Genomic DNA, 25,329 nt, shown 5'->3' with positions numbered 1-25,329 from the left:
TGGATTGCTGTAAGGCAGTCCCATATGATCAGAAGATCACCTGAACGGCGAATGTGTCAGGAGTTCCGGAATGTGGGTGGTACCACGGGTGAATGTATAAACACAATCTCTCGTCCCTTGTTTGCTGTTACAACAGCGACAGGGCGAGGGATTTTTTTGTTATCTAGAGAAAAATAGATGCTGGAGGGATGGAAGATGGCTTTTCAGAAACCAACGGGAACTCAGGATTTGCTGCCTGGGGTAGTGGAGAAGTGGCAGTTTGTAGAGGAGAAAGTAAGGGATCTGTGTCGCCGGTTTAATTATCGGGAGATTCGCACACCAATCTTCGAACAGACATCACTGTTTGAGCGGGGTGTAGGAGAGACAACAGACATCGTTGAGAAAGAGATGTACACGTTCAAGGACAAGGGAGATCGCAGCATGACCCTCCGCCCGGAAGGAACCGCTGGCGTTGTACGTGCTTTTGTAGAGAATAAACTCTATGGGGAGCCGGATGTAACGAAGCTTTATTATGTCGGCCCAATGTTTCGCTATGAACGTCCGCAGGCAGGGCGTCAGCGTCAGTTCCACCAGTTCGGCGTAGAGGCATTTGGAGCAGTGGATCCGGCGATCGATGCAGAAGTTATCGCGCTCGGTTATCAGTTCTGTGTCGAGCTTGGATTAAAAGATGTCAAAGTCGAAGTAAACTCGGTTGGTAATGCCGCAAGTCGTGCGGCTTATCGTGAAGAACTGCTTGGTTTCCTGAGACCGATGAAAGACACCTTGTGCAAGGATTGTCAAAACCGCATGGAACGTAATCCGCTTCGCGTTCTGGATTGCAAGGTGGACCAGGACAAGTTTGTCGGTGCACCATCCATTCTGGATAGCCTGGACGAGGAAGCAACGAATCACTTTGCGAAAGTTCAAAGTCTTCTGGGAGATTTTGGCGTAGATTACACAGTGAACACAAGATTGGTACGTGGACTCGATTATTACACCATGACAGCATTTGAATTGAAAGCTCAGGGTATCGGTGCCATTGATACTGTAGGTGGCGGCGGCAGATATAACGGCCTCGTTGGGGACATTGGTGGACCGGATCAACCGGGCATTGGTTTTGGTATCGGGCTGGAACGCATTCAACTGATTCTGGAGCACCAAAACATTGATGTAAGTGCCCTTGCTCCGCTTGATGTGTATTTTGTTGCCCTCGGCGAAGCAGCGGACCGGGAAGTCAACCGTCTGTTGTTTAAACTTCGTCAGTCCGGTCTTTCGGGTGAACGTGACTATCTGGGTCGCAAGATGAAAGCTCAAATGAAATCGGCGGATCGATATAAAGCCCGCTACACGGCGATTCTTGGCGACGATGAGCTGGAACGTGGAGAGATTGCACTTAAATCGATGGACACAGGTGAACAGCAAACCGTGAAACTGGAAGAGCTGATTGCAACCATTCAGGGAGCCAAATAAGAGTGCAACAGAAACAGTCAGCTGTTAAACAAGTTGATTCAACAATGGAATGATTCGGCAGCTTCAGGGGTCTGCAAGCAATCACTATTTTATCTGGGAATGTTGGAGACTCCCGTAAGTACAATGCCTTTTCGATAAAATTGTCTTCACGCAACCGCGCTGTTGGAGTATTGGCCTTGGCCTGCTTACACAGAACGGAAATTCACATAATGAGGAGTTTGGTTATGAAAAGAAGTCATCATTGCGGCGCATTAACGACCGCACACATCGGCGAAACGGTAACATTGAACGGCTGGGTACAGACCCGCCGTGACCTGGGGGGCGTACTGTTTATTGATCTGCGTGACCGCAGCGGTATTGTACAAGTGGTATTTAACCCGGCTTACTCTGGCGAAGCATTGCAAATCGCAGACAGAGTGCGTAGTGAGTATGTTATCGCGGTAACGGGTAAAGTCGTTAAACGTGACGAAGAGACCGTAAACAAAAACCTGCCTACAGGCGAAATCGAAGTGCAAATTACGGAGATTGAAGTGCTGAACGCAGCAAAGACACCTCCATTCTTCATCGAAGATGGTGTGGAAGTCGACGAGTCGCTTCGTTTGAAATATCGTTACCTGGATCTGCGTCGTCCGGAAATGTTTGAAACGTTGAAACTGCGTTCCAAAGCATCCAAAGTGTTCCGTGATTACCTGGATGGAGAAGAATTCGTTGAAGTGGAAACACCGATTCTGACCAAGAGCTCCCCGGAAGGTGCGCGTGACTATCTCGTACCAAGCCGTGTGCATGAAGGTGAATTCTTCGCCCTGCCGCAATCACCGCAAATTTACAAACAATTGCTGATGGTCGGCGGACTTGAGCGTTACTATCAGATCGCACGTTGTTTCCGTGATGAAGACTTGCGTGCAGACCGTCAACCGGAATTCACCCAAGTCGACATCGAGACTTCCTTCCTGCAGCAGGATGACCTGCTGCCAATGATGGAAGAGCTGATGGCCAAATTGCTGCGTGAAACCAAAGGCATTGAGCTGGAACTGCCTTTCCAACGCATTACGTATGCAGATGCGATGGGTAAATACGGTTCAGACAAACCGGATCTGCGTTTTGGCATGGAACTGGTGGAAATGAATGATATCGTAGCAAACAGTGGTGTTAAAGTATTTGCTTCTGTCATCGAAAAAGGTGGAGAAGTGAAAGTGCTGAACGCCAAAGGCTGTGGCACATGGAGCCGTAAAGAGATTGATGACCTCGGACCATTCGCAGCACGTTACGGTGCAAAAGGATTGGCATGGATTCAAGTGAAAGACGGCGAGTTCAAAGGACCAATCGTGAAGTTCTTTACTCCGGAAGAGATCGAAGCCGTGAAAGAACGCACAGGTGCTGAAGAAGGCGACTTGCTGCTCTTCTCCGCTGACAACAAAAAAGTGGTTGCTGACGTTCTTGGCGCATTGCGTCTGAAAATCGGCCGTCAACTCGGACTGATTGATGACAGCAAATTCAAATTTGCCTGGGTTGTGGACTTCCCACTCCTCGGATATGATGAAGATGCTAAACGTTATGTAGCAGAACACCATCCGTTCACACGTCCAAAAGACGAAGATGTGCATCTGTTTGACACAGATCCGGGTGCAATTCGTGCTCAAGCCTATGACCTTGTTCTGAACGGCTATGAAGTGGGCGGCGGTTCGATGCGTATCTACAAACGTGATGTTCAGGAAAAAATGTTCGCTGCCCTGGGACTCTCTCCAGAAGTAGCCAATGAGAAATTCGGATACCTGCTCGAAGCATTCGAATATGGAACGCCGCCACACGGCGGAATCGCCTTTGGTCTCGACCGTCTGGTGATGCTGCTGGCAGGCCGCACAAACCTGCGTGAAACGATTGCCTTCCCGAAAACGGCAAGTGCAACCGATCTGCTCATGAATGCACCGTCCGAAGTAGACGGGTCTCAATTGGAACAACTTCACATCCGTGTAGCCCGTAAACCGGTGGCGGAAAAGAAATAAAGGAGGCATCGATTCTCAATGCTCCATCAATTTTCGAGAACAGAACTGGCGATTGGACCGGAAGGTCTGGATGCCTTGAAAAATAGTACAGTCGCCGTGCTTGGTATCGGCGGCGTCGGCGGTATGGCCGTTGAAGCCCTCGCTCGCAGCGGGGTTGGACGCATCATCCTCATTGATAAGGATGTGGTGGACATTACCAATGTTAACCGTCAAATTCACGCTTTGACAACGACCGTGGGTCAGAAAAAAGCGGATCTGATGGTTGAACGGGTGAAGCTGATCAACCCCGAGTGTGATGCAATTGCGTTGAACATGTTTTACACGGAAGAAACGTATGAGGAACTGTTCAAATATGAACTGGATTACGTACTGGATGCATCCGACACGATCATCTACAAAATCCATCTCATTAAGGAATGCCTCAAACGTAACATTCCGGTGATCTCCAGCATGGGGGCAGCGAACAAAATGGACCCGACGAAATTCCAGGTTGCGGATATCTCCAAAACGTCCATGGACCCGATTGCCCGTGTGGTTCGCACCAAATTGCGCAAAGAAGGCATCAAAAAAGGCGTAAAAGTGGTATTCTCCACGGAAGAACCATTGAAGCCGCGTGAGGATGTTACACAGAAGATTGTTCCTGAGAACGCCCCTGAAATTCGCAAGGCCAAACAGCCGCCAGCGAGCAATGCTTTTGTTCCGCCGGTAGCTGGACTGATTATGGTCAGTGTGGCAGTGAAGGAATTGATTGAAAATGCAGAGAAAAAGCAACAGTAACCTGTTGTGAAAGGAAAAGCGTAGGTACCGACAAGGTACCTGCGCTTTTTTGCATGGCATAACACGTGATTACGGGCAAAGGAGCCAACCGAAGCCGCAATAAAAAAGGCTTAAAACCTTAACAAATGTCAGGGTTACGTGATGTACTTCAATCCCAAAACCGTGTATGATATGTGGTGCTGCGCGAAATGATGATAAATACATAGAGAAACAGCAGCATGAGAGAGGGGAACGGAACGAATGAAACAAGGATGGATGACCAGACGTCTCGGCCTTGAGCCGGAAGACCAGTGGAAGAAGGAAATTGTGGCGGGAGCCATCTCCTATTTTGCCGTGGTGTATATCGTGATGGTCAATGCAACAATTCTTGCTGATGCCGGAATGCCGCTGCAGGCGGCTATGGTGGGTACACTACTGACATCTATTGCCGGTTGTTTGCTGATGGCCTTTGGAGGTAAATCGCCGATTATCGTTGTACCTGGAATGGGTATTAATGCGTTTTTCACCTACACACTCGTACATTCGATGAAACTGAGCTGGCAGGAAGCCTTGGCGGTTGTATCCGTCACAGGTGTGCTGTTTGCAGTTGTTGCATTTACGTCACTATATAAAATGATTAGCGAGGCTATTCCGAAGAACCTGCAGCATGGGATCACCGTGGGGATTGGTCTGTTCCTGACGTTCATCGGTCTGCAAAAAAGCGGAATTGTTATCGCACACCAGACCACATTTGTGGCTATCGGACATTTTAATGATCCTGGAGTGATCACCGCCTGTGTTACTCTCGTAATCGCCCTGGTTTTATTTATACGCAATGTACAGGGCGGACTCCTGATCAGTATTCTTGCAGGGACAGGCCTTGCCTACGTACTCGGTGCCGTGAATCCTGGCGAATCTGTGTCAGCTATAGAAGCATTGCGTCAATATGGCGGTTTGTTTGGAGAGCTGTCTCTGGTGAAACTGGCGGATGTGGCGTTCTGGATCGCAGTATTCCTGCTGCTGCTGATTGTTGTATTTGAAAATATCGGACTGATTACGGCTCAGACTCATCTGATTGGTCGTTCCCAAAGGTTCAAGGGGAGCTTGCGTGCACTATCGATTAGTACCGTACTCGCAGGTGTATTCGGAAGTAGCCCTCCTGTGGCTGCGGCAGAGACGACTGCCGGGATTGCTGCAGGCGGACGCTCAGGATTGACCCCTCTGGTTACTGCTGTGCTTTTTGGAGCTACGTTTTTCTTTATCCCGCTGCTTGGTTACATACCAGACAGCGCGATTGCTCCCATTTTGATCATTATTGGCGGCTTGATGGTACAAAGTGTGAAGGATATGGATTTCGGTGATTTTACGGAGGCTTTTCCGGCTTTTCTGATTATGGTCATGATTCCATTTACATATAGCATCGTGGACGGCATGGCATTTGGATTCATTGCGTATCCGGCAGCGAAGCTGGCGGCGGGCAAAGGGAAGCAGGTGCCGAAGGTCATGTACGGTATTGCCATTCTGTTTCTGGCCAACTTTGTATTGCATGGGGTATTGTAAAAAAATTAGAACGCATGGACAAGTCATACGTATGATCTCGGGTTAACATGGGGAGAACGGGAGGAACAGGGATGGAAGAGCAAGAACAGACGGAAGCAGTTGAACCGAAGGTAGGGAAAAAGGGATTTAAGGATTTTGTGAAGCTGATCGCCTCAACACAACCTCCCAAACTCATTTTGATTGTTGCTTTGATTCTGACACTCATTCAGACAACTGCCGGATTAATCGTTCCGCTGATGACCAAAGGTCTGATTGATGGACTGACGATGTCTGCACTCAATAAATCAGTCATTTTTCTGCTGCTCGGAGCATTTGTCATTCAGGCAATTGCTTCAGGCATCAGCATCTATATGTTGAACTATGCAGGACAACGGGTGGTTGCAACCCTGCGAACCAAGCTGTGGAACAAAGTGCTGTCCCTGCCGATGCCATATTTTGACCGAAACCGCACAGGTGACACGATGAGCCGGATCACGAATGATACAAGCCAGATTATGACACTGATTGCGGATTATCTCGTTTCGTTTGTATCCAATATCGTTGCGGTCGTGGGCGGGGTAGCACTGCTATTTTACCTGGATTGGGTCATGTCGCTCATTATTCTGAGCCTGGTGCCACTGACGCTGCTTATTCTGCTGCCGGTTGGACGGAAAATGTACAACATCTCCAAAAAGCAGCAGGATGAGATGGCAGGTCTTACCTCGGTGCTGAGCCAAGTCATTAGCGAGATTCGATTGGTAAAAGCGTATGGCACCGAACAGCAGGAAGCGGAAGCGGGACATTCCCGGATTAGCAAGATGTTTGCTTTTGGTTTGCAGGAAGCAAAAATTTTGGCGTTAATCGGGCCGCTGTTTACCTTTGTCATGACGGCAGTATTGGTTGTTATTCTGGGGGTTGGCGGGATGCGGGTAGCTTCAGGAATGCTCTCTCCAGGGGAACTTGTGGCCTTTATCCTGCTGCTGTTCCAGGTCATTATGCCGATGGGGCAATTCACGACGCTATATTCCCGTTTGCAAAAAGTTGTCGGTGCAACCGAGCGCATTCAGGCTATCCTTGCCCATGAGGAAGAACCTCGCCAAAGTACAACGTCTGCTCCAAAGGGCAATGAGACAATTGCATTCAACAACCTGCATTTTTCCTATGTCACAGGGGAAGAAGTGCTGCACGGCATTAATCTGACCGTTCCGGCACGAAAAGTGACGGCGATTGTCGGTCCGAGCGGCAGCGGGAAATCAACACTTTTCTCACTGCTCGAGCAGTTCTACCTTCCCGGTTCCGGTACCATTACGTATGGAGGTCAAGCGATAACGGATTATTCACTCGCTTCCTGGCGCAGCAAGATCGGATATGTGTCACAGGAGAGTCCGCTAATGGCAGGTACAATCAAGGACAACATTACGTATGGTCTGGGCCGAGAGGCAAGTATGGACGAGATCCGGCATGCGGCAGACATGGCGTATTCTTCTGCATTTATTGATAAGCTGCCACAGGGTTATGAGACCGAGGTGGGGGAACGCGGAATCAAGCTATCTGGTGGTCAGCGTCAGCGTATCGCCATTGCCCGTGCACTGCTGCGCAGCCCGGATATTTTGATGCTGGATGAAGCTACCTCGAGTCTGGACAGTACTTCGGAGCATGAAGTTCAACAGGCTCTGTCCAATCTGATGGAAGGACGAACAACCGTTGTGATTGCACACCGTTTGTCCACCGTCGTGGATTCGGATCAGATTGTGGTATTGGAGCAGGGCCACGTAACCGGGACAGGAACACATGCGGAGCTGATCAGCACGCATCCGGTATACCGTGAACTGGCTCAAAAGCAGTTTGTTGCACAGAATGGGAAGCCCGAATCCAAGTTGGATTGATTAGAAAGCATAACCGTTGTTCTTTCGTCTTCAAGGGACGGGAACAGCGGTTTCTTTCGTTTTCTCATCCTGTTAGCTGTAGCTTTTTGCACTTCAATATGATATAGTGGGTATCCTTTTGTGTCGTCAGATTGGCTATACAAAAAAACATATTCTTAGGAGGTAACTGAAACATGTCAGACAGCTTTCAAAGTGCCTATCAAGAAGAAGAGTACAGGTTAGAGCGAACGATGGAGGAAGTGGATCGTCAGCTGGAACGGCTGCAGAGCATTCCGGTGTATACCGGCCACGATTTCACAGAACAAGTGCTGGAAGCCGGACGCGAAGAGCGCCGAACCGCCTTGTCCAAGAGCGCGCAGCAACCCTATTTCGGACGCTTGGATTTCGAAGAACAGGGCAGCGGGGCACGGAAGCCGCTGTACATTGGCAAAGTCGGCGTAGACCGCGAAGAGGTGGGAGAGCATCCGCTCGTCATCGACTGGCGCGCTCCTGTCGCGAGCCTGTTTTACTCATTTACAGGAGGGGAAGCCTCCGCAACCTACGAAGCACCGGAAGGGCTGATTGAAGGCCTGGTCTATCTGAAACGCAACGTTGTCATCCGGCAGCGGATATTGGAGCGTGTTGCAGATACATATAACCGGGATAGTGACCAGCCAGCGGTATCGGATGAGTTTCTCGTCTATCGGCTGGGAGAGAACAAGGATAACAAGCTTCGTGACATCGTATCCACCATTCAGGCAGAACAGGATCAGATCATTCGTGCGGCGAGAAACACCGCATTGATCATTCAGGGTGTGGCAGGTTCGGGAAAAACAACGGTTGCCCTGCATCGGCTCGCATTTTTGCTGTATCAGTACAAGGAGCAGGTGTCGGCGGAAAAAATGGTTATCTTCGCCCCCAACCACATGTTCCTCGATTACATCTCAGATGTGCTCCCTGAACTGGGGGTAGGGGATATTCAGCAGCGGACATTCCCGGATTGGGCCATGAACCTGCTGGGGCTGGATATGCCTCTGGCAGACACGTCGGAGACACTGAATACCTGGTTTGAAACGCCGGAGGCCCGTCCTGAGTTGAACGATGATGTGCCTGGACGCTATAAGGGTTCAATCCGCTTTATGGAACTCATTCGGGAATGGCTGTCAGGCATGGAAGAGGAATCGGTGCCCGATCTGGACTTCAGTCCGTGGGACGGGGCCGTGCTCAGCAAGGCAGAGATTGAAAGCTGGTTCAGCGAAGAATATAAGCACTATCCGCTGGCGAAACGGAAAGAGCGGGTAATGGCGCGGATCCATCGCTGGATTGAGATGGAGCTCAAGAAGCCTTCTCCCGAAGCCGTTCGCAAGGAACGCAAAAAGAAAGCGGCAACCCGTGAAAAAGCCTATGCGAAAAAATGGCCGCAATATGAACCGCTTACGCTGTACAAACAGCTGTTCAAAGCCATCAAGGGTGGTTCAGTGCCGGCATCGCTGAGCAGTCTTATTCCCAAAGGCGTCATGAAGCAGACGGCAGCAGATCTGAAGCAGGATCTCATTCGTGAAGAGGATCTGCCTGCTCTGGTGTATATTCATACGCTTATTCATGATATTGAAGGTTCGGAGCGATTTGATCATGTCGTGATTGATGAAGCACAGGATTTCTCACCTTTACATGTGGCTCTGCTGGATCTGTTCGTCAAAGGACATTCCTTTACCATACTGGGTGACTTGTCCCAAGGCATTCATGAGTATCGTGGTGTCCATGCTTGGGAAGAAATGAGTTCCTTGTTTCCGGAAGAGCAGAATGCCTACTTCGCCTTGACCCGGAGTTATCGTTCCACAATGGAAATTATCGATTACGCGAATACGATTCTGGAACGGGGTGTCAAAAGCGGAATTACGGCCATTCCTGTTTTCCGGAGCGGTGATCCGGTTCGAACGTTAGCCTACGAGGGTGAAGGGAGAACAAAGAGCCTTGAGCGTGCACTGAAGCTGCTAACGGTCAAAGATTATCGCACGGTGTCCATTCTGACGCGTACCCTGCGTGAAGCGGTTGAGCTTCACCGTGAACTTCTGTCTGAGGGCTGGGACCTGAACCTGATCGATGGCGGGAAAAAGCAGTACACCGGCGGCCATTCCGTTTTGCCTGTCTACCTGTCCAAAGGTTTGGAGTTTGATGCTGTTATTGTGGCAGATGCGGATGAGCAGCATTATCTGTCTAATGCGGGTGATGCCAAGTTGCTGTACGTTGGCTGTACACGGGCATTGCACGAATTGTGGCTGTTCCATGAAGGTGAACTGCCGTCCTATGCGGCTGCAACACACAATCCGGAAGGCGAGCCTGTAACGATTCAGGGCTGGCCAGACAGTGACACAAAGTGAAGTAAGCGAAGCTTTTGAAATATAACAATAAAAGGCATGACGTTAATGGGCAAATCCCATGAGCGTATGCCTTTTTTGTTTCAGCATTTTGCATAATTCGATTTCACTCGCTCCGGGGTACAATATATAGACAATAGGACCATTTCGATCTATATATTGAAGATTGGAAGTCGCTTATGGGATTTATGCAAAATGCTCGTTTGTATAAGTCTGTGTAATACAGGCGCAGTTTCGCGAATAAGTGAAGCGAGCCTTTGATCAAACATTGATAGGGAATAGCTGTTTAACTTGCCGGCGAAGAACGACGGGAGAGTTCTGATTGACAGTCTTCTTTTGTCATTTTGGATGCACGACGGTTGACCAGGAAAATGCCGACACCAATAAGTAAACCACCTGCCCCAACGACCCACTGTATCTGCTCTCCCAGCAGAATCCAGCTCGACAATACACCGAAGAATGGTGCAAGGAATAGATAGGAACTGGTTTGGGCCGGATCACTGTGTTGCAGTAAATAAAACCAGAGTGAGAACTGGATGATGGAGCAAAAAAGCGTTAACCAGAGCAGCACCACAACCGAGGTGGTGTTCATCATAAAGTGAGGCTGTTCAGTGCATGCGCTCAGCAGAAGCAGCGTCGTACCTCCGGCCAGCATCTGGTAGGCAGTAAGCACAAAAGTATCGTAACGATCGCCCCAGCGTTTTATGAGCAGCGTGGATACGGTGAAAGAGACTGCACCGCCAAATCCAATCCAGGTTCCGGGGCTAAAGCTCATATGCCAACCAAAGGTTAACATGATACCTGCGAAACCGAGAATGACACCCATCCATTGACTGAAACGATAGGTTAAGCCGTACAGGAGAGCGCTGATGATAATGACTAACAACGGATTGGTAAACGTAATAATGGCAGATTCCCCGGATGTAATCCAGTTCATGCTGTAGTAGGCGCAGCCCATCACTCCTGCGGATTGGAACAGGCCAATTACGATTATTTTCAACCATGCGTGCCATCCGGTGGGTAAAGGACGTTTACGGAGAATCAAGGCCATCAAGCCACCTGCCAGTACATAACGTACCCCCATGAGCAGGAAAGGTGGAGCATACAACATGCCTATCTTGCCAACCGGAAAAGAAGTCCCCATGATCAACGTCGTCAAAATGATCCCTAGTGTGTATTTCAATGGTTTCATAGTTGTGGGTATATCTTTTTCATGACTGGAGTTCATAGGGTCTGGCCGCCATCTACGGTAATAAGTTGTCCGGTCATGGATGGCTGTTCAAGCGCAGCACATATCATGTGGGCAATATCCTCAGGCGAGGAAATTCTCTGTAATAACAACGAACCACCGAGACGATTCATTCGCTCCTCGTTTCCGGCCCACCAACGTGTTGCAACGGCGCCAGGGACGATGGCATTTACCCGAATGAGCGGTGAGAGCGCGTGGGCAAGAGATAAGGTCAGTCCGTGAACTGCGGCTTTGGAGACTGCGTAAGGGAGGGAGGAGCCGGAACCCGTACTGCCGGCAATACTGCCCAGGTTTACAATGGAGCCACCGCCTGCCTGCTGCATTCCTTCCGTCACTGCACGAGCGCAATAAAACATGCCTTTCACATTCACATCATACAATTCATTCCAGACGTCATCCGTAACGGCTTCCAGATCGTGCAAGGGGATATGACGAGTAATTCCGGCATTGTTAACAAGGGCAGTTATGGGGCCATAGGTTTCGGTTACTGTAGTGACCATCCGCCGGACGGCCATGTCATCAGCAACATTGGCCTGAACGGCAAATGCCTGCCCTCCTTCATCCAAAATGTGTTGAACCGTCTCTTCTGCTGCATCCTGTGAGCGGGAGTAATTGACAGCAACCAATGCTCCACGCCCGGCCAACAATAGGCTGACAGCACGGCCTATGCCTGTTCCACCACCTGTGATTAAAGCTACTCTGTTTTTCCAGTATGTCATGCTGAACACTCCTTATCATCATCCAGTCAGATGACTGGTTGGGGATCTACATGAATTGTAGTCCGGTTTACGCATGAAGTATAATGATTGTTAATGAACTGGATATCATTTTGAATGATGTCAGAACGGAGGGACCATGGAGAGCGGGGATCTTAAAATATTTCAATGTGTTGCACAGGAAGGGAATCTGACCAAAGCTGCTTCTAAGCTGGGCTATGTTCAATCCAACGTAACGGCACGAATCAGGCATCTGGAAGCCGAAGTGGGTACAACGTTGTTCATCCGTCACAACCGTGGGATGACGTTATCTCCAGCCGGAGAGATGCTGCTGGCCTATGCGGATAAAATTATTGGTTTGCTGAATGATGCGTCCAAGGCGCTTCGGGCAACAAGCACGCCATCTGGTCCATTACGAATAGGATCTACACAGACGGCGGCTGCGGTACGACTGCCTGAACTTTTCTCCAGATATTATAAACAGTATCCGGACGTCTCTTTGTCACTGGCTACTGGCAATTCGCAAATGCTTATTGATCAAGTTATCGGGTATGAATTGGAAGGGGCGTTTATTGGTTGTTCCTGTGATCATCCCGAAATCGAGTCCATTGATGTATTCGATGAAGAACTGTTTGTGGTCTCGTCGGGTGTGGGGCCGGCGGAAGAACTTACACGTAAGCCAATCCTTGTCTACAGCATGGGGTGTTCCTACCGCCAAACGTTAGAGGAATGGCTGCTCTCCTGTGGGGTGAACCGTCCGGTGATTATGGAATTTGGTACTTTGGAAGCAATCATTAGTGGAGTGGCATCAGGGATGGGAATCTCGCTGTTACCAGAGATTGTGATTCGGCAGCAGATCGAAAGTGGCATCCTGCGCAAGCATTCGCTTCCCACCGGCATGAGCCGCATGATGACTCGTTTTATTACACGCAAGGATGCGTTTGTCAGCAGTGCGCTTGGCGCATTTATGGCTATGCTGCCGCAGGAATATGATATGATAGAGAGTGCAGATTATTCAGACGTTTAGTTAAGCAGGATTTTAGTATAGGTAATCCGTTAAGGAAGTGATGAGCAATGGATTTATTTTCGTTTCAACAGGATTCAAAGCCCCAGGCAAGACTGCTTGCTGATCGCATGCGACCAGAGCATCTTGATGAATATATTGGACAAGAACATATTATTGGACCCGGGAAGCTGCTGCGGCGCGCGATTGAAGCAGACCAAATTTCGTCCATTCTGCTCTACGGTCCTCCCGGCTGTGGCAAAACAACGCTTGCCCATATCATCTCCCAGCATACACAGGGACAGTTTGTTCGTCTAAACGCGGTGGATGCCTCTGTGAAGGATGTGCGTGAGGTCATTGAGCAGGCGCAGACCAACAAGCAGCTGTACGGAACCAAAACAATACTGTTCCTTGATGAGGTACATCGCTTCAACAGCTCCCGCCAGGATGCATTGCTGCCGGCTGTGGAGAAGGGCACCATTATATTTATTGGTGCTACGACAGAGAATCCTTTTCACTATGTGAATGGGGCCTTGATGAGCCGCTCCACCCTCTTTCAGCTCGAATCGCTGAACAAGGAGCATTCACTTATTGCTATGCGTCGAGCGCTGGCTGATTCGGATAAAGGGCTCGGATTCATGGAATTGCAGGCAGACGATGAAGCTCTGGGTCACATTGCCACGATGGCTAATGGGGATATTCGGCGTGCCCTGAATGCTCTAGAACTCGCTGCATTAACCACACCGCCCGAAAAGGATGGATCCATTCATATTACACTCGCCGTTGCGGAGGAGTCGATCCGACGTCCGATTGTCAAGGCAGATGAGTCCACCCAATATGATGTGCTGTCTGCTTTTCACAAGAGCATTCGCGGTTCCAGTGATGCTGCATTGTTCTGGTTTTTGTATGCAGTAGAGAAGCTTGGCATGGATCCGATGACGTTTATTCGTCGTCTGATTGCTGCGAGCAGTGAGGACATCGGGCTGGCGAACCCACAAGCGATGACTCAGGCTATTGGTGCACTGGACGCATACCGTAACAACGGATGGCCGGAAGCGAAGCTGAATATTGCGCAGGCGATTTTGTTCGCAGTAGAGAGTCCGAAGTCGAATGCAGTATACACTGCCATATCGAAGGCGATGAATGCGATCGATGAGGTGAAGTCGGCTGAGGTTCCGCTCCATTTAAGGGACACGCATTATTCAGGTGCTGCGAAGCTGGGACATGAAGGTTATCAATATCCGCATAACTACCCAGGCCACTATGTGAAACAGGAGTACCTGCCCAAGCAGCTCTCACGGAGAGTATTCTATGAAGCAACGGAGCAGGGCAACGAGTCGAAAATCAGGCTGAACCAACAGCGGCGAAGAGAGTTGTAATGTTAATGACCCGGGAGATGCGTACAACATGAAAGAGATTCTATATGTAGGTGCTGGCGGGTTTTTGGGCACGTTGACTCGATATGTCATACAGTTAGGGATACCCGCTGCCAATGTAGGCTTTCCTTGGGCAGTGCTGCTGATTAATGCCCTTGGCAGCCTGTTTTTGGGTTGGTTCTTTACCATTGCCGTCCCAGACAAAATAACACCACAACTTCGCCTTGCAATTGGCACCGGATTTACAGGCGCATTTACCACATTTTCCACGTTTACGCTGGATATCGTCCGTTTATCTGATGGCAGCATGTGGATGAAGGCCTCCATATATATGATGGCAAGTTTGCTCGCAGGCTTGCTGCTCTGTGCTTTGGGAATCAGGCTCGGGCAGCTTATGCGGGGTAAATCGGCGCAGGATGGCGCTGCAACATGATCATTTGGATCGGACTGGCAGGCACGTTAGGAGCCATACTTCGTTACAGTCTGGGGCGGTGGATTTCAGGAAACCTCGGGGTGGCTTTTCCATGGGGGACATGGATCATTAACATCAGCGGCTCTCTGCTGCTCGGCTTGTTATATGGATGGCATCAATCGGAGATGATCTCGGACGGACTCTGGGTTGTGTGGGGCACCGGATTTTGCGGAGCATATACCACCTTTTCGACCTTCGGGTATGAAACAGTTAACCTGATGATCATGAAACGTTATCCATCGGCTGTATTTTATGTAATCAGTTCAGTTTTACTGGGTGTTGCTGCCTCATACGCAGGCGTGTGGTTAACTGCATAACCGAAAATTTTTATTCTTTTTGCAGGAAAAAGCAGGAAATAAGCCATCCTTCATGGTATACATGAAAGATGGCTTTTATGATGGGAATACAGGGTATTCCGAATTCTATACATAATGGGGTGTTCCTCGATTATTGCATCGCCGGGACAGGTACTTTTTGAACCTGATCAATGGTTCCGCCGCCTAGGCAAACATCGCCATCATAAAATACAACCGCTTGTCCTGGTGTAATGGCTTTTTGTTGTTGATCGAACTGTACATCCACGCTTCCGTCTTTCTGCCAAGTCAGTGTGACGCCTTGATCCGGCTGACGGTAACGGAATTTGGCGGTACAGCGGAAGGGTTCGTTAGGCACATGATCAGCGCCAGCGATCCAGTTTACGCCAGTAGCCGTCAAACCTGTCGAGTACAAGCTCGCGTGTGCATCGCCTTGAACAACAAGCAGTTGGTTTTTCTCGAGATCCTTGTCTGCCACGAACCATGGTTCACCATTGCCGGAACCGCCAATACCGAGACCTTGGCGCTGTCCGAGGGTGTAGTACATCAGTCCGTCATGACGGCCTTTTACTTCACCCGTTACAATATCAACCATGTCTCCACCTTTGGCAGGCAGATAGTTGCTTAGGAACTCTTTGAAATTACGCTCACCGATAAAGCAGACACCTGTGCTGTCTTTTTTCTTCGCCGTGTACAAGCCTGCCGCTTCAGCAATTTTCCGCACCTCAGGTTTAGGAAGATGACCGATGGGGAACATGGCTTTGGACAACTGGTTCTGATTGAGTGCATTAAGGAAGTAAGTCTGGTCTTTGTTGCTGTCTACCCCTCGCAGCAGTTTAAACGTGCCGTCTTCTTCGACGAGGCGAGCATAGTGGCCTGTGGCAACATAGTCTGCACCCAGATCAAGTGCCTTGTTCAGGAATTCACCGAATTTGATCTCGCGGTTGCACATGACATCCGGATTCGGTGTCCGACCTGACTTATATTCATCAAGGAAATAGGTAAATACTTTATCAAAGTACTCTTTCTCGAAGTTGACAGTGTAGTAAGGAATGCCGATCTGTTCACAAACCCGGCGAACGTCCTCTGAATCTTCTTCAGCGGTACAGTGGCCGAACTCGTCCGTGTCATCCCAGTTTTTCATGAAAATGCCGATGACATCGTATCGCTGCTCCTTCAGCAGCAATGCGGTAACGGAAGAATCGACACCTCCGGACATGCCAACGACGACCCGAGTATTCTCAATTGTTTTGGACATCGTTATCACCATTTTCTATATATAAATGTGTTTCGTTTCTATTTTAGCATAACCGGACTCAAGTTACGATACACCCGGCCTTTTTTGGATAGTGTCCACTCCAGGCGCACAATTTTGAATATCGTCAATCTTTCTTTTCCATAAAGCCTGCAGATATGTTAACATTAGCTGAGGGTTATGATCGGAATACGGAGGATTAGAAGCCTTGAGATCTGTATTTTTCGTATCCCGCAGTGGGATCATGAAAAAGACTGTCTTGAACCACACCAATATAATATTGTAATTGTTTTTCTGAAAATTGAAAGAGGTGACTCCTTTGAAAATATCGACAAAAGGCCGTTACGGGCTAACTATCATGATGGAGCTGGCCGCAAGAACAGGCGAAGGCCCCACATCACTTAAAAGTATTGCCGAGCGCAACCAGCTCTCGGAACATTATCTGGAGCAGCTGATCGCTCCATTGCGCAATGCCGGACTCGTTAAGAGCATCCGGGGCGCCTACGGCGGTTACATTTTGGCAGGAGATCCTGCGACAGTGACTGCAGGTGACGTGATTCGTGTCCTGGAGGGGCCAATCTCTCCAGTGGACTTCACCGAAGAAGATGATCCTGCCAAACGCGATCTGTGGCTGCGCATTCGGGACAGCATTGCAGAAGTACTGGATTCCACCACGCTGAAAGACCTGATTACGTTCCAGGATCAGGAACAAAAAGACAGTTACATGTTCTATATCTAGTAAGGTTGATATTAAACATCACAGCTGACACACTAAAGCCCCCATTTTGGGGGCTTTAGCCATGCAAGAGCTACATTTTGCACCAAATGAACGCGATAGAATTCCAACATATAACGGGGTGAATAACATGAACAGAATTTATTTGGACCACGCTGCATCAACACCCATGCATCCACAGGTGGCTGAAGCGATGATGAAAGTCATGACAGGGCAGTATGGCAACGCTTCAAGCATTCATGCTTTTGGTCGGGAAGCCAAACGGACGGTTAGCGGAGCAAGGGACAGCATTGCAGCTTCTTTGGGTTGTTTTCCGGATGAGCTCGTATTTACGGGTGGCGGCACGGAAAGTGATAATCTGGCGATTTTTGGTGCGGTATCGGCGAGAAAAGAACAGGGAAGACATATTATTACAACGGCGATCGAACATCATGCCGTTCTGCACAGCTGTCAGGAGCTTGAGCGTCAAGGTTGTGAAGTAACCTATCTGCCAGTAGATAAGCACGGGAGAGTAAGCATGGATGAACTGCGAGAGGCTATTCGCCCGGATACAGTACTCATTACGATGATGTTTGCCAATAATGAGGTAGGAACGATTCAGCCGATCCGCGAAATAGGCGAACTGGCACGGCAGCATCAGATTTTATTCCATACCGATGCGGTACAGGCGCTGGGCACCCAAAACATCTCCTGTCAAGATCTACCGGTTGACCTGATCAGTTTCTCTGCGCATAAAATTAATGGGCCGCAAGGTGTAGGTGCACTTTATGTACGTCGGGGAATTGTTCTGGAAGCGAGATCCCATGGAGGACTGCAAGAGCGTCAGCGGCGTGCAGGTACGGAAAATATAGCGGGGATTGCCGGATTTGCAGAGGCACTCAAAATCGCAACAGAGCAGGCCGAAACGCATCGTCAGCATGATCTGAAATTACGGCACCTTTTGTTGGAACAGCTGAAAATCCACGTGGGTACAGAGCATTTTCATGTGAACGGTCACCCGGAATTTACATTGCCCAACATTCTGAATATCAGTTTTCCCGAAGTGTCCACAGAAACGATGTTAATGAACCTGGATATGGAAGGCATCGCGGTTGCGAGTGGTTCTGCATGTACTTCAGGTTCCCTTGAAGTCTCTCATGTACTGAAAGCAATGAAGCTGCCGGAGGCATTTTTGCATTCTGCGATTCGTTTTAGCTGGGGATTGGGTAATACTACGGAAGAAATCATGAAAACCGCCGAAAAAATTGGAACCATTCTTGAGCGCTTGCGTAATAGACCCTAAGGGGCTCTTTTGCACATGGAACATAAGGAGGGGAGAAGTTCCATTTCATCGGTTAGATAGAAGCGGTTTTGATGATCGGCGTCTGATTGCCACTCATCAACTTTGGGCATACCTAGCAATAGCGCCGCGCCTATTTAATGATAAGAAGATGAGGAGGACCCTGCGATGAAGCTTCAGGAAATGATCGGACTAGCCGTTTTTGATGTCGAGGACGGAAAACAGGTCGGTAAAATCCAGGATTTCATTGTAAGTGACGATTGGAAAATTGAAGGCATTGAACTTGAGAACAAAGGCCTGTTTACCAGTCATGTCAAAATCGTGCAGTGGCAAGACATTGTTGCCTACGGCGAAGATGCCGTCATGATCCGTAATCAACAGGCTGTCCGCAAGACGGGAGCCGACGACATAAAACACACGTATCTTCTTGGGCAGTCTAAATTGAAAGAGATGTCCGTGCTGACCGAAGAAGGTTTGCTGCTTGGACGAGTCTCTGATGTTTATTTTGACCAAGAGTTGGGAAATACAATAATAGGGATTGAAATTACGGACGGTTTCGTGTCCGATCTGATTGAGGGCCGTAAATGGCTGCCATGTACAAGCGATATGTCTATCGGGGAAAGTGCCATTATGGTGCCTCCACTGAGTGAACAGCGCTTGGAAAATGCCATTCATTCTGTTAATGGATAGGTGAATGTATATGAAATGTCCAAATTGTAGTTCCAAAGATATCGGGAAAATTGGTTCCCACCAGTTTTATTGCTGGGGTTGCTTTATCGAATTGAACGTAAATGGTGAGAAAATGTCTGTGTACCAGGTTGAAGAAGACGGAACGCTCAGTTCTCTTGACGATCTGTTCTTCGGGGAAGAGCTGCCACAAGACTTCCCGCACCTTCACGCATCTTCTTAAAAACGGGCGAAACTTCCTCTATATGCGGTTTTGTGACAATTAATATCATGAGCCCTGTCGTCATTTGGTGACAGATGTGTATAGATGACAGCTACATAGCGGTCCGTCCAGCATGCATTAATGTATGCTCTCGCGGTTAGCAACATGCGTCTCTTTCCATAGTGAAGGAGGCGTTTTTGTTTTCTTCTGTTCCACTTTTGTGCGGGGTTAATAAATATTCCCTTTCCTACATATACTGACTTTCAGAGCCAGTCCAAAGGGGAGAGATACAAGTGGAGCAATTAACCAAAAACAAGCTGTTCCGTTATGCCATCTGGCTGCTGCTCGGCTTGATCATTCTGTATTTTATATGGCTGCTGAGGCCTTTGCTGCTTCATATATATGGATTCCTGAAAACCGTACTGGCACCTTTTATCGTGGCCCTCATCATATCCTATGTACTCAATCCGATCGTAAGCATGTTGGGTGGACGCAAGGTGCCGCGGAGCATCGCCGTATTGCTTATCTATGCTTTTTTTCTCACCTGTATCGGCGTCATACTAATGAATGTCATTCCCGTGCTGATTGAGCAGCTTGAAGAACTGAACGAGCATATGCCCGAACTATCGATGAGAGCACAGAGTCTAATGAACAGCATGGATCACAAATTGATGCCACCGAGTGTACGAACAGGCATGAACAGCTGGTTCTTCCAGATGGAGGACCGTCTTACCCAAGGCATCACGATGCTGATGGACAATATCGGGGCAACGATCAATATGCTGTTTAACGTGTTTATCGTGCCGTTTCTCATTTTCTATATGTTAAAAGACTTCGAAGTGTTCGAACGCACGGTCGTTGCCTATCTGCCGCGTTCCCGCCGCAAAGCCATCGTTTCCGTCATGAAAGAGATCGATACAGCACTCGGTAACTATATTCGCGGGCAATTTATCGTCTGTGTGATTGTCGGCATTTTCGCCTACATCGGTTACGTGGTCATTGATATGCCTTATGCGCTGCTCTTGGCAAGCATTGTGGCGGTATTTAACATCGTGCCGTACCTGGGTCCCTTCCTGGGTGCAGCGCCAGCCGTCATTATGGCTTCAACCGTATCCGTTAAAATGGTCCTGCTGGTGGTTATCGTAAACACACTGTGCCAGGTGCTGGAGAGCAATGTTATTTCTCCACAGGTGGTGGGGCGTTCGCTCCATCTGCATCCGTTGTCCATTATTTTTGCGCTCCTTGTTGGTGGACAATTGGCAGGTATTGTAGGTCTTATTCTGGCAGTGCCCGTTTTTGCCGTTCTGAAGGTCATTGTGCAGCACTTTTTTGCCTATTACATCAAGCGGAGAACAGACTGACTATCTCTCAACGGAATGCCACTTGGGGCACATTGACACTCGCTTGACGTACCGATATAATAAAGTGACATGTTTAGAAAATGAAATCGATGATGAAATGAAGTACGCCGAGGGTTCCTTTCCTCAGAGAATAGACTTCTTCGGATCAGATCCAGATCTGATATCCGATGGCTGGAAGAGTCTTGAAAGTTGAAGCGGCGGAAAGCTGATTTCGGAGTGCAGGACAACCCTGCCGGGCGCGACCGTTATTCGCATGAACGAGGAGATTGCTGATCTGTCCGGGAATGAAGGACTAGCAGCAATAACCAGGGTGGTACCGCGATAACATCGTCCCTGATATTTCAGGGGCGTTTTTTGTGTTTATTTTTACAAAAAGCAATGTTAACCAACCGGAGCGAACAGCACCGGACCATAATAATTAATTGGGGGCAGCCAGTATGAAAGCCAGTGAAATCCGTTCCAAATGGATAGAGTTTTTTGCAAGTAAAGGTCACAAAATCGAGCCTAGCGCGTCGCTTGTACCTCACAATGATCCATCCCTTTTGTGGATCAATGCGGGTATGGCACCGCTTAAGCCTTATTTTGACGGTCGTGAGAAACCGGAGAACCCGCGCCTTGCGAACTCCCAAAAATGTATTCGTACCAACGATATTGAAAATGTCGGCAAAACACGTCGTCACCATACGTTCTTCGAAATGCTCGGTAACTTCTCCATTGGAGACTACTTCAAGGAAGAGACGATTACCTGGGCATGGGAATTCCTGACGAGCAAGGAATGGATCGGTTTCGATCCGGAGCGCTTGTCCGTAACGGTATATCCCGAAGATGAAGAAGCCTTCAAACTGTGGAACGAAAAAGTAGGATTGCCAGCTGAACGCATCATCAAGCTGGACGAGAACTTCTGGGATATCGGCGAAGGTCCATGCGGACCTTGTACTGAGATTTTCTATGATCGCGGTGAAGCCTACGGCAATGACATGAATGATCCGGAAATGTACCCAGGCGGAGAAAATGAACGTTACCTGGAAGTATGGAACCTGGTATTCTCCCAATTCAATCACAACAAGGATGGCAGCTACACGCCACTTCCAAACAAAAACATTGATACAGGTGCAGGTCTGGAGCGTTTTGCTTCCATTCTGCAAAATGTTGATTCCAACTTTGACACAGACTTGTTCCAACCGATGATTCAAAGAACAGCAGCACTTGCTGGTGTGAAATATAATGACAGCGTTGAGATTGATATTGCACTCAAAGTCATTGCTGACCATATTCGTACCGTTGCTTTTGCAGTCGGTGACGGTGTGCTGCCAAGTAACGAAGGACGCGGATATGTTATCCGCCGCCTGCTGCGTCGTGCAGTACGCTACGGAAAAGTACTCGGACTGGATCGTCCATTCCTCTATGAACTGACAACAACGGTCGGTGAAGTGATGGGAGTTTACTACCCAGAGGTAGTAGAGAAGCAAGAATTTATCGCCAAAGTCATCAAAACTGAAGAAGAGCGGTTCCATGAAACACTTAGCGACGGACTGGCTATCCTAGCAGACATCAGTGCTGCAGCCAAAGCCGAAGGCCGCACGGTGATCAGTGGCCCGGAAGCATTCAAACTGTATGACACATACGGTTTCCCGTTTGACCTTACCGAAGATTATGCCGCAGAGCATGGTTTGACTGTCGATCGTGAAGGATTCGATGCTTCCATGCAAGAGCAGCGTGATCGTGCACGTGCAGGCCGTCAGGAAAGCGAGAGCATGAAAGTCCAAGGTGGACCACTTGCCGATCTGGAGGTTAAAAGCGAGTTTGTTGGTTATACTGACCTGTTGACGGAAGCAAAAGTGGTTGCCATTGTTGCTGGCGACGCCCTTGTAGATTCTGTGAGCGAAGGACAAACCTGTCAGGTTATCCTGGACAAAACTCCGTTTTATGCGGAGAGCGGCGGACAAGTCAGCGATCAGGGCTTGCTGCGCGGAGCAGGCGTCACTGCAAAAGTACAAGGTTTGTTCAAAGCTCCACAAGGACAGCACGTACACATGGTAAGCGTGGAGTCAGGTGAACTGCGTGTGGGCGAAGTCATCCAAGCGGAAGTGGATGCGTCCAAGCGTGGAGATATTATTAAAAACCATACAGCTACCCATTTGCTGCACAAAGCACTTAAGGATGTACTAGGTACGCATGTCAATCAGGCAGGATCACTCGTGGAACCACAGCGTCTGCGGTTTGACTTCTCCCACTTCGGCAGCATTACGCCGGAAGAATTGACAGAGATTGAGCGCCAGGTGAATGAGCAGATCTGGAATCGCCTGAATGTAAACATTGAATTGAAAGGCATCGATGAAGCCAAAGAAATGGGCGCAATGGCGTTGTTTGGTGAAAAATACGGAGATATTGTGCGTGTCGTACAAATCGGTGACTATAGTTTGGAACTTTGTGGCGGCTGTCACGTAAACAATACATCGGAGATCGGCATGTTCAAACTCGTGAGCGAGAGCGGAATTGGTTCCGGTGTACGCCGGATCGAGGCTGTAACGGGTCGTGGCGCGTATCTCTTCGTTGAGAGCCAACTGGAGCTGCTCAAGCAATCGGCTGCCTTGCTCAAATCCAATGTTGCCGATGTGCCTAAGCGGATTGAAGGTTTGAATCATCAGCTGAAAGAAGCGGCGAGAGAAACGGAATCGCTGCAAAGCAAGCTGAGTGCCATGGAAGCAGGCGCGCTGACAGATCAAGTGGTACAGGCAGGAGATACACAAGTGCTCGCTGCCCGAGTGGATGCACCGAACATGGATGCACTGCGTACCGTTGCCGACGAGTTGAAAGTAAAACTGCCTGATGCCGTACTCGTTCTGGGTGCTCCAGCAGATGGCAAGGTGAACTTTGTGGTTGCTGTTCCTGCTGAAAAAGTGAAACAAGGTCTTCACGCCGGTAAAATTGTCAAGGAAGTCGCGGCAGTATGCGGCGGCGGTGGCGGTGGCCGTCCAGACATGGCACAAGCCGGAGGTAAGGATGCGTCCAAGCTGGATGAAGCGCTGAAACTGGCGGTTACACTCATTGGACAATAACGGACAAGCAAAAAACACAATTGCATTCTCCTTTGTTTACTCGTGGCAGTCAGAATATGTTATTATATAAGCAGAAATCAATTCGGCAGGACATGGTCCCCATGTTCATGCAGGAGCGAGGTGTCATCAATGGACTCCATGGATAAGACGGTTAAATTTAATGTGAAAGCTGACGAGCAGGAAGCATCCTCCAAAGAGATTCTTCTTACGGTGTATGATGCACTGGTGGATAAGGAGTATAATCCGATCAACCAGATTGTCGGGTACCTGATTTCGGGAGACCCGGCATACATTCCTCGTCATAACAACGCACGCAGTCTGGTCCGGAAAAAGGAGCGCGATGAGCTGATTGAAGAGCTTGTACGTTCCTATCTGGCCAATCACCGGTAATGTATACCGCTTCCGCTGTGATGCAGCCATGCATGCAGCGGGAAATGAACCGACAGAAGACAGCCTGAAGCTTGAGAAGGGGAGTAAGTAATCCTCCTACGCGGGCTTGAGGATGGGAGAGCATGGATGAAAATATTAGGTTTGGATTATGGGGACCGAAGAATCGGAGTTGCCGTTAGTGACGCCTTCGGTTGGACTGCCCAGGGATTAGAAGTGCTTGAACGCCGCCGGGATGAAGGCGAGTTCGGTCGTATTGCTGAGCTGGTGCGTGAGCACGAAATCAGCGAGATCGTTGTCGGGCTCCCCAAAAACATGAACGGCACCGTAGGGCCGCGAGGCGAAATCTGTATTGCTTTTGCCGAACGACTGCGGGGCGAACTGAATTTACCTGTTCACCTTTGGGATGAACGGCTGACAACCATGGCAGCAGAACGAACGTTGATTGAAGCGGATGTCAGTCGGAAAAAGCGCAAGCAGGTTGTGGACAAAATGGCCGCAAGCTTGATTTTGCAAAATTATTTAGATGCGAACAGTAAAAGGTGAGGGGGATCAACAATGGCTGAAGATCAACTGGGTATGGAAGAAGAATCGGAGATTATTTACATCGCGGATGACGAGGGCAATGAAGAAGAATTTGAAGTCATCATGAAGTTTGAAGTGGATGGGTCGGAGGCCAAGTACATGATGGTTGCTCCGGTTGAACCTGAAGATGGAGAAACGGATGTATATGCATTCCGTTATGAAGAAGATGGCGACGATATTAAACTTTTCGTCATCCAAGATGATGCCGAATGGGATATTGTCGAGGAGACGTTTAATACATTTTTGGCAGAAGATGAAGAGGAAGCGAACTAAATGACCGAATACAGCCGCAAAGACCTGAAATGGACAGATTCGCTGCGTCTGGCTTTTGGTGCTCATGTTGAGCTGGAAGAAGAGAATGGTAAGTCCCATCCGTATGACTTGCTGGCTGAGTTCGAAGTGAAGGGTCAGCAGTATGCGGTACTCCGAAGTTCATTACGTCCTTACGACGAAGTTGAGCTTCTGCGGGTCTTGCCTGGAACTGAAGGCCAGGTTATGCCGGAGTTAGTTACGATTGACGATGATGATGAGTGGGAGAACATCTCGGAACTGTACGATGAATGCACTCTCCCCATTGATGAAGATTGATCAGCTTCAAATTGAAGATACCGGAAGGGCGGAGAAGTCCGCTCTTTTTGGTTGTGTAAAGGAGTTGTGT

The 25,329-nt window shown here is 48.9% G+C and carries 23 protein-coding genes; 20 read left to right on the top strand and 3 right to left on the bottom strand.

The window, feature by feature from the left end; translation table 11 throughout:
* The first annotated feature begins 195 nt into the window (after positions 1 to 195).
* From hisS to AB3N00_RS19355, 6 genes are all read left to right on the top strand, one after another.
* Positions 196 to 1,449, top strand: a complete 1,254-nt coding sequence (hisS, locus tag AB3N00_RS19380) for a histidine--tRNA ligase (protein WP_413036029.1) — start codon at positions 196 to 198, stop codon at positions 1,447 to 1,449.
* 224 nt (positions 1,450 to 1,673) lie between these two features.
* Positions 1,674 to 3,452 (top strand): aspartate--tRNA ligase, encoded by a 1,779-nt coding sequence (aspS, locus tag AB3N00_RS19375; RefSeq protein WP_413036028.1) that lies wholly within the window; start codon positions 1,674 to 1,676, stop codon positions 3,450 to 3,452.
* Between the two features lie 18 nt (positions 3,453 to 3,470).
* Positions 3,471 to 4,229 (top strand): ThiF family adenylyltransferase, encoded by a 759-nt coding sequence (locus tag AB3N00_RS19370; protein WP_413036027.1) that lies wholly within the window; start codon positions 3,471 to 3,473, stop codon positions 4,227 to 4,229.
* Between the two features lie 240 nt (positions 4,230 to 4,469).
* Entirely contained in the window at positions 4,470 to 5,768 is a 1,299-nt protein-coding gene (locus AB3N00_RS19365) for an NCS2 family permease (RefSeq protein WP_413036026.1), read from the top strand.
* 71 nt (positions 5,769 to 5,839) lie between these two features.
* Positions 5,840 to 7,633 (top strand): ABC transporter ATP-binding protein, encoded by a 1,794-nt coding sequence (locus AB3N00_RS19360; protein ID WP_413036025.1) that lies wholly within the window; start codon positions 5,840 to 5,842, stop codon positions 7,631 to 7,633.
* 173 nt (positions 7,634 to 7,806) lie between these two features.
* A complete protein-coding gene (locus AB3N00_RS19355) occupies positions 7,807 to 9,993 on the top strand; it encodes a HelD family protein (RefSeq protein ID WP_413036024.1) in 2,187 nt (728 codons plus the stop codon).
* Between the two features lie 283 nt (positions 9,994 to 10,276).
* Here AB3N00_RS19355 and AB3N00_RS19350 read toward each other — a convergent pair whose 3' ends face one another.
* Positions 10,277 to 11,182: a DMT family transporter gene (locus AB3N00_RS19350; RefSeq protein ID WP_413036023.1), complete on the bottom strand. Its 906-nt coding sequence runs from the start codon at positions 11,180 to 11,182 to the stop codon at positions 10,277 to 10,279.
* 32 nt (positions 11,183 to 11,214) lie between these two features.
* Positions 11,215 to 11,958, bottom strand: a complete 744-nt coding sequence (locus AB3N00_RS19345; RefSeq protein WP_413036022.1) for an SDR family NAD(P)-dependent oxidoreductase — start codon at positions 11,956 to 11,958, stop codon at positions 11,215 to 11,217.
* Between the two features lie 136 nt (positions 11,959 to 12,094).
* Here AB3N00_RS19345 and AB3N00_RS19340 point away from each other — a divergent pair, with 136 nt between their 5' ends.
* The 4 genes from AB3N00_RS19340 to crcB are packed head-to-tail and all read left to right on the top strand — an operon-like array spanning position 12,095 to position 15,123.
* The gene (locus tag AB3N00_RS19340) at positions 12,095 to 12,982 is read left to right on the top strand and encodes a LysR family transcriptional regulator (protein ID WP_413036021.1); all 888 of its coding nucleotides are present in this window, start codon (positions 12,095 to 12,097) and stop codon (positions 12,980 to 12,982) included.
* A gap of 47 nt (positions 12,983 to 13,029) precedes the next feature.
* The gene (locus AB3N00_RS19335; RefSeq protein WP_413036020.1) at positions 13,030 to 14,337 is read left to right on the top strand and encodes a replication-associated recombination protein A; all 1,308 of its coding nucleotides are present in this window, start codon (positions 13,030 to 13,032) and stop codon (positions 14,335 to 14,337) included.
* 28 nt (positions 14,338 to 14,365) lie between these two features.
* Positions 14,366 to 14,767 carry a FluC/FEX family fluoride channel gene (locus AB3N00_RS19330; RefSeq protein ID WP_413036019.1) on the top strand — a complete coding sequence of 134 codons (402 nt, stop codon included), beginning with the start codon at positions 14,366 to 14,368 and terminating at the stop codon, positions 14,765 to 14,767.
* Positions 14,764 to 15,123, top strand: coding sequence for a fluoride efflux transporter CrcB (crcB, locus tag AB3N00_RS19325; protein WP_413036018.1), 360 nt, complete (start codon positions 14,764 to 14,766; stop codon positions 15,121 to 15,123). Before AB3N00_RS19330 ends, crcB begins: the two co-directional genes overlap by 4 nt.
* A 130-nt stretch (positions 15,124 to 15,253) precedes the next feature.
* Here crcB and mnmA read toward each other — a convergent pair whose 3' ends face one another.
* On the bottom strand, positions 15,254 to 16,378 hold the full coding sequence (gene mnmA / locus AB3N00_RS19320; protein WP_413036017.1) for a tRNA 2-thiouridine(34) synthase MnmA: 1,125 nt from the start codon (positions 16,376 to 16,378) through the stop codon (positions 15,254 to 15,256).
* 316 nt (positions 16,379 to 16,694) lie between these two features.
* Between mnmA and cymR the strand changes: the two genes are divergently transcribed.
* From cymR to AB3N00_RS19270, 10 genes are all read left to right on the top strand, one after another.
* On the top strand, positions 16,695 to 17,114 hold the full coding sequence (cymR, locus tag AB3N00_RS19315) for a cysteine metabolism transcriptional regulator CymR (RefSeq protein ID WP_076287765.1): 420 nt from the start codon (positions 16,695 to 16,697) through the stop codon (positions 17,112 to 17,114).
* 127 nt (positions 17,115 to 17,241) lie between these two features.
* A complete protein-coding gene (locus AB3N00_RS19310; RefSeq protein WP_413036016.1) occupies positions 17,242 to 18,393 on the top strand; it encodes a cysteine desulfurase family protein in 1,152 nt (383 codons plus the stop codon).
* A 165-nt stretch (positions 18,394 to 18,558) separates the two neighbouring features.
* Positions 18,559 to 19,080 carry a PRC-barrel domain-containing protein gene (locus AB3N00_RS19305; RefSeq protein WP_175397188.1) on the top strand — a complete coding sequence of 174 codons (522 nt, stop codon included), beginning with the start codon at positions 18,559 to 18,561 and terminating at the stop codon, positions 19,078 to 19,080.
* Positions 19,081 to 19,090: 10 nt separating this feature from the next.
* Positions 19,091 to 19,300, top strand: a complete 210-nt coding sequence (locus AB3N00_RS19300; RefSeq protein ID WP_095289519.1) for a hypothetical protein — start codon at positions 19,091 to 19,093, stop codon at positions 19,298 to 19,300.
* A gap of 272 nt (positions 19,301 to 19,572) precedes the next feature.
* Positions 19,573 to 20,640: an AI-2E family transporter gene (locus AB3N00_RS19295; protein ID WP_413036015.1), complete on the top strand. Its 1,068-nt coding sequence runs from the start codon at positions 19,573 to 19,575 to the stop codon at positions 20,638 to 20,640.
* 437 nt (positions 20,641 to 21,077) lie between these two features.
* The gene (alaS, locus tag AB3N00_RS19290) at positions 21,078 to 23,699 is read left to right on the top strand and encodes an alanine--tRNA ligase (protein WP_413036014.1); all 2,622 of its coding nucleotides are present in this window, start codon (positions 21,078 to 21,080) and stop codon (positions 23,697 to 23,699) included.
* 129 nt (positions 23,700 to 23,828) lie between these two features.
* The gene (locus tag AB3N00_RS19285; protein ID WP_024633073.1) at positions 23,829 to 24,089 is read left to right on the top strand and encodes an IreB family regulatory phosphoprotein; all 261 of its coding nucleotides are present in this window, start codon (positions 23,829 to 23,831) and stop codon (positions 24,087 to 24,089) included.
* 126 nt (positions 24,090 to 24,215) lie between these two features.
* Positions 24,216 to 24,632, top strand: coding sequence for a Holliday junction resolvase RuvX (gene ruvX / locus AB3N00_RS19280; RefSeq protein ID WP_095289522.1), 417 nt, complete (start codon positions 24,216 to 24,218; stop codon positions 24,630 to 24,632).
* A 12-nt stretch (positions 24,633 to 24,644) separates the two neighbouring features.
* Entirely contained in the window at positions 24,645 to 24,944 is a 300-nt protein-coding gene (locus AB3N00_RS19275; RefSeq protein WP_127538641.1) for a DUF1292 domain-containing protein, read from the top strand.
* Positions 24,945 to 25,259 (top strand): DUF1292 domain-containing protein, encoded by a 315-nt coding sequence (locus AB3N00_RS19270; protein ID WP_175397191.1) that lies wholly within the window; start codon positions 24,945 to 24,947, stop codon positions 25,257 to 25,259.
* Positions 25,260 to 25,329 lie beyond the last annotated feature (70 nt).

This window comes from Paenibacillus xylanilyticus, assembly GCF_047246825.1.
In the GTDB taxonomy this organism is placed as follows: Bacteria; Bacillota; Bacilli; order Paenibacillales; family Paenibacillaceae; genus Paenibacillus; species Paenibacillus xylanilyticus_B.
Note: the sequence above shows the minus strand (reverse complement) of the source record. Positions and strands in the feature narration are given on the sequence as shown.

Bases quoted from the DNA above. Each gene is read 5' to 3' on its own strand.
- alaS (WP_413036014.1), top strand. From the start codon at position 21,078: ATGAAAGCCAGTGAAATCCGTTCCAAATGGATAGAGTTTTTTGCAAGT.
- AB3N00_RS19370 (WP_413036027.1), top strand. From the start codon at position 3,471: ATGCTCCATCAATTTTCGAGAACAGAACTGGCGATTGGACCGGAAGGT.
- AB3N00_RS19335 (WP_413036020.1), top strand. From the start codon at position 13,030: ATGGATTTATTTTCGTTTCAACAGGATTCAAAGCCCCAGGCAAGACTG.
- AB3N00_RS19270 (WP_175397191.1), top strand. From the start codon at position 24,945: ATGACCGAATACAGCCGCAAAGACCTGAAATGGACAGATTCGCTGCGT.
- AB3N00_RS19310 (WP_413036016.1), top strand. From the start codon at position 17,242: ATGAACAGAATTTATTTGGACCACGCTGCATCAACACCCATGCATCCA.
- AB3N00_RS19305 (WP_175397188.1), top strand. From the start codon at position 18,559: ATGAAGCTTCAGGAAATGATCGGACTAGCCGTTTTTGATGTCGAGGAC.
- AB3N00_RS19340 (WP_413036021.1), top strand. From the start codon at position 12,095: ATGGAGAGCGGGGATCTTAAAATATTTCAATGTGTTGCACAGGAAGGG.
- AB3N00_RS19365 (WP_413036026.1), top strand. From the start codon at position 4,470: ATGAAACAAGGATGGATGACCAGACGTCTCGGCCTTGAGCCGGAAGAC.
- AB3N00_RS19345 (WP_413036022.1), bottom strand. From the start codon at position 11,958: ATGACATACTGGAAAAACAGAGTAGCTTTAATCACAGGTGGTGGAACA.
- mnmA (WP_413036017.1), bottom strand. From the start codon at position 16,378: ATGTCCAAAACAATTGAGAATACTCGGGTCGTCGTTGGCATGTCCGGA.
- AB3N00_RS19355 (WP_413036024.1), top strand. From the start codon at position 7,807: ATGTCAGACAGCTTTCAAAGTGCCTATCAAGAAGAAGAGTACAGGTTA.
- crcB (WP_413036018.1), top strand. From the start codon at position 14,764: ATGATCATTTGGATCGGACTGGCAGGCACGTTAGGAGCCATACTTCGT.
- AB3N00_RS19285 (WP_024633073.1), top strand. From the start codon at position 23,829: ATGGACTCCATGGATAAGACGGTTAAATTTAATGTGAAAGCTGACGAG.
- aspS (WP_413036028.1), top strand. From the start codon at position 1,674: ATGAAAAGAAGTCATCATTGCGGCGCATTAACGACCGCACACATCGGC.
- ruvX (WP_095289522.1), top strand. From the start codon at position 24,216: ATGAAAATATTAGGTTTGGATTATGGGGACCGAAGAATCGGAGTTGCC.
- AB3N00_RS19300 (WP_095289519.1), top strand. From the start codon at position 19,091: ATGAAATGTCCAAATTGTAGTTCCAAAGATATCGGGAAAATTGGTTCC.
- AB3N00_RS19350 (WP_413036023.1), bottom strand. From the start codon at position 11,182: ATGAAACCATTGAAATACACACTAGGGATCATTTTGACGACGTTGATC.
- hisS (WP_413036029.1), top strand. From the start codon at position 196: ATGGCTTTTCAGAAACCAACGGGAACTCAGGATTTGCTGCCTGGGGTA.
- AB3N00_RS19330 (WP_413036019.1), top strand. From the start codon at position 14,366: ATGAAAGAGATTCTATATGTAGGTGCTGGCGGGTTTTTGGGCACGTTG.
- AB3N00_RS19275 (WP_127538641.1), top strand. From the start codon at position 24,645: ATGGCTGAAGATCAACTGGGTATGGAAGAAGAATCGGAGATTATTTAC.
- AB3N00_RS19360 (WP_413036025.1), top strand. From the start codon at position 5,840: ATGGAAGAGCAAGAACAGACGGAAGCAGTTGAACCGAAGGTAGGGAAA.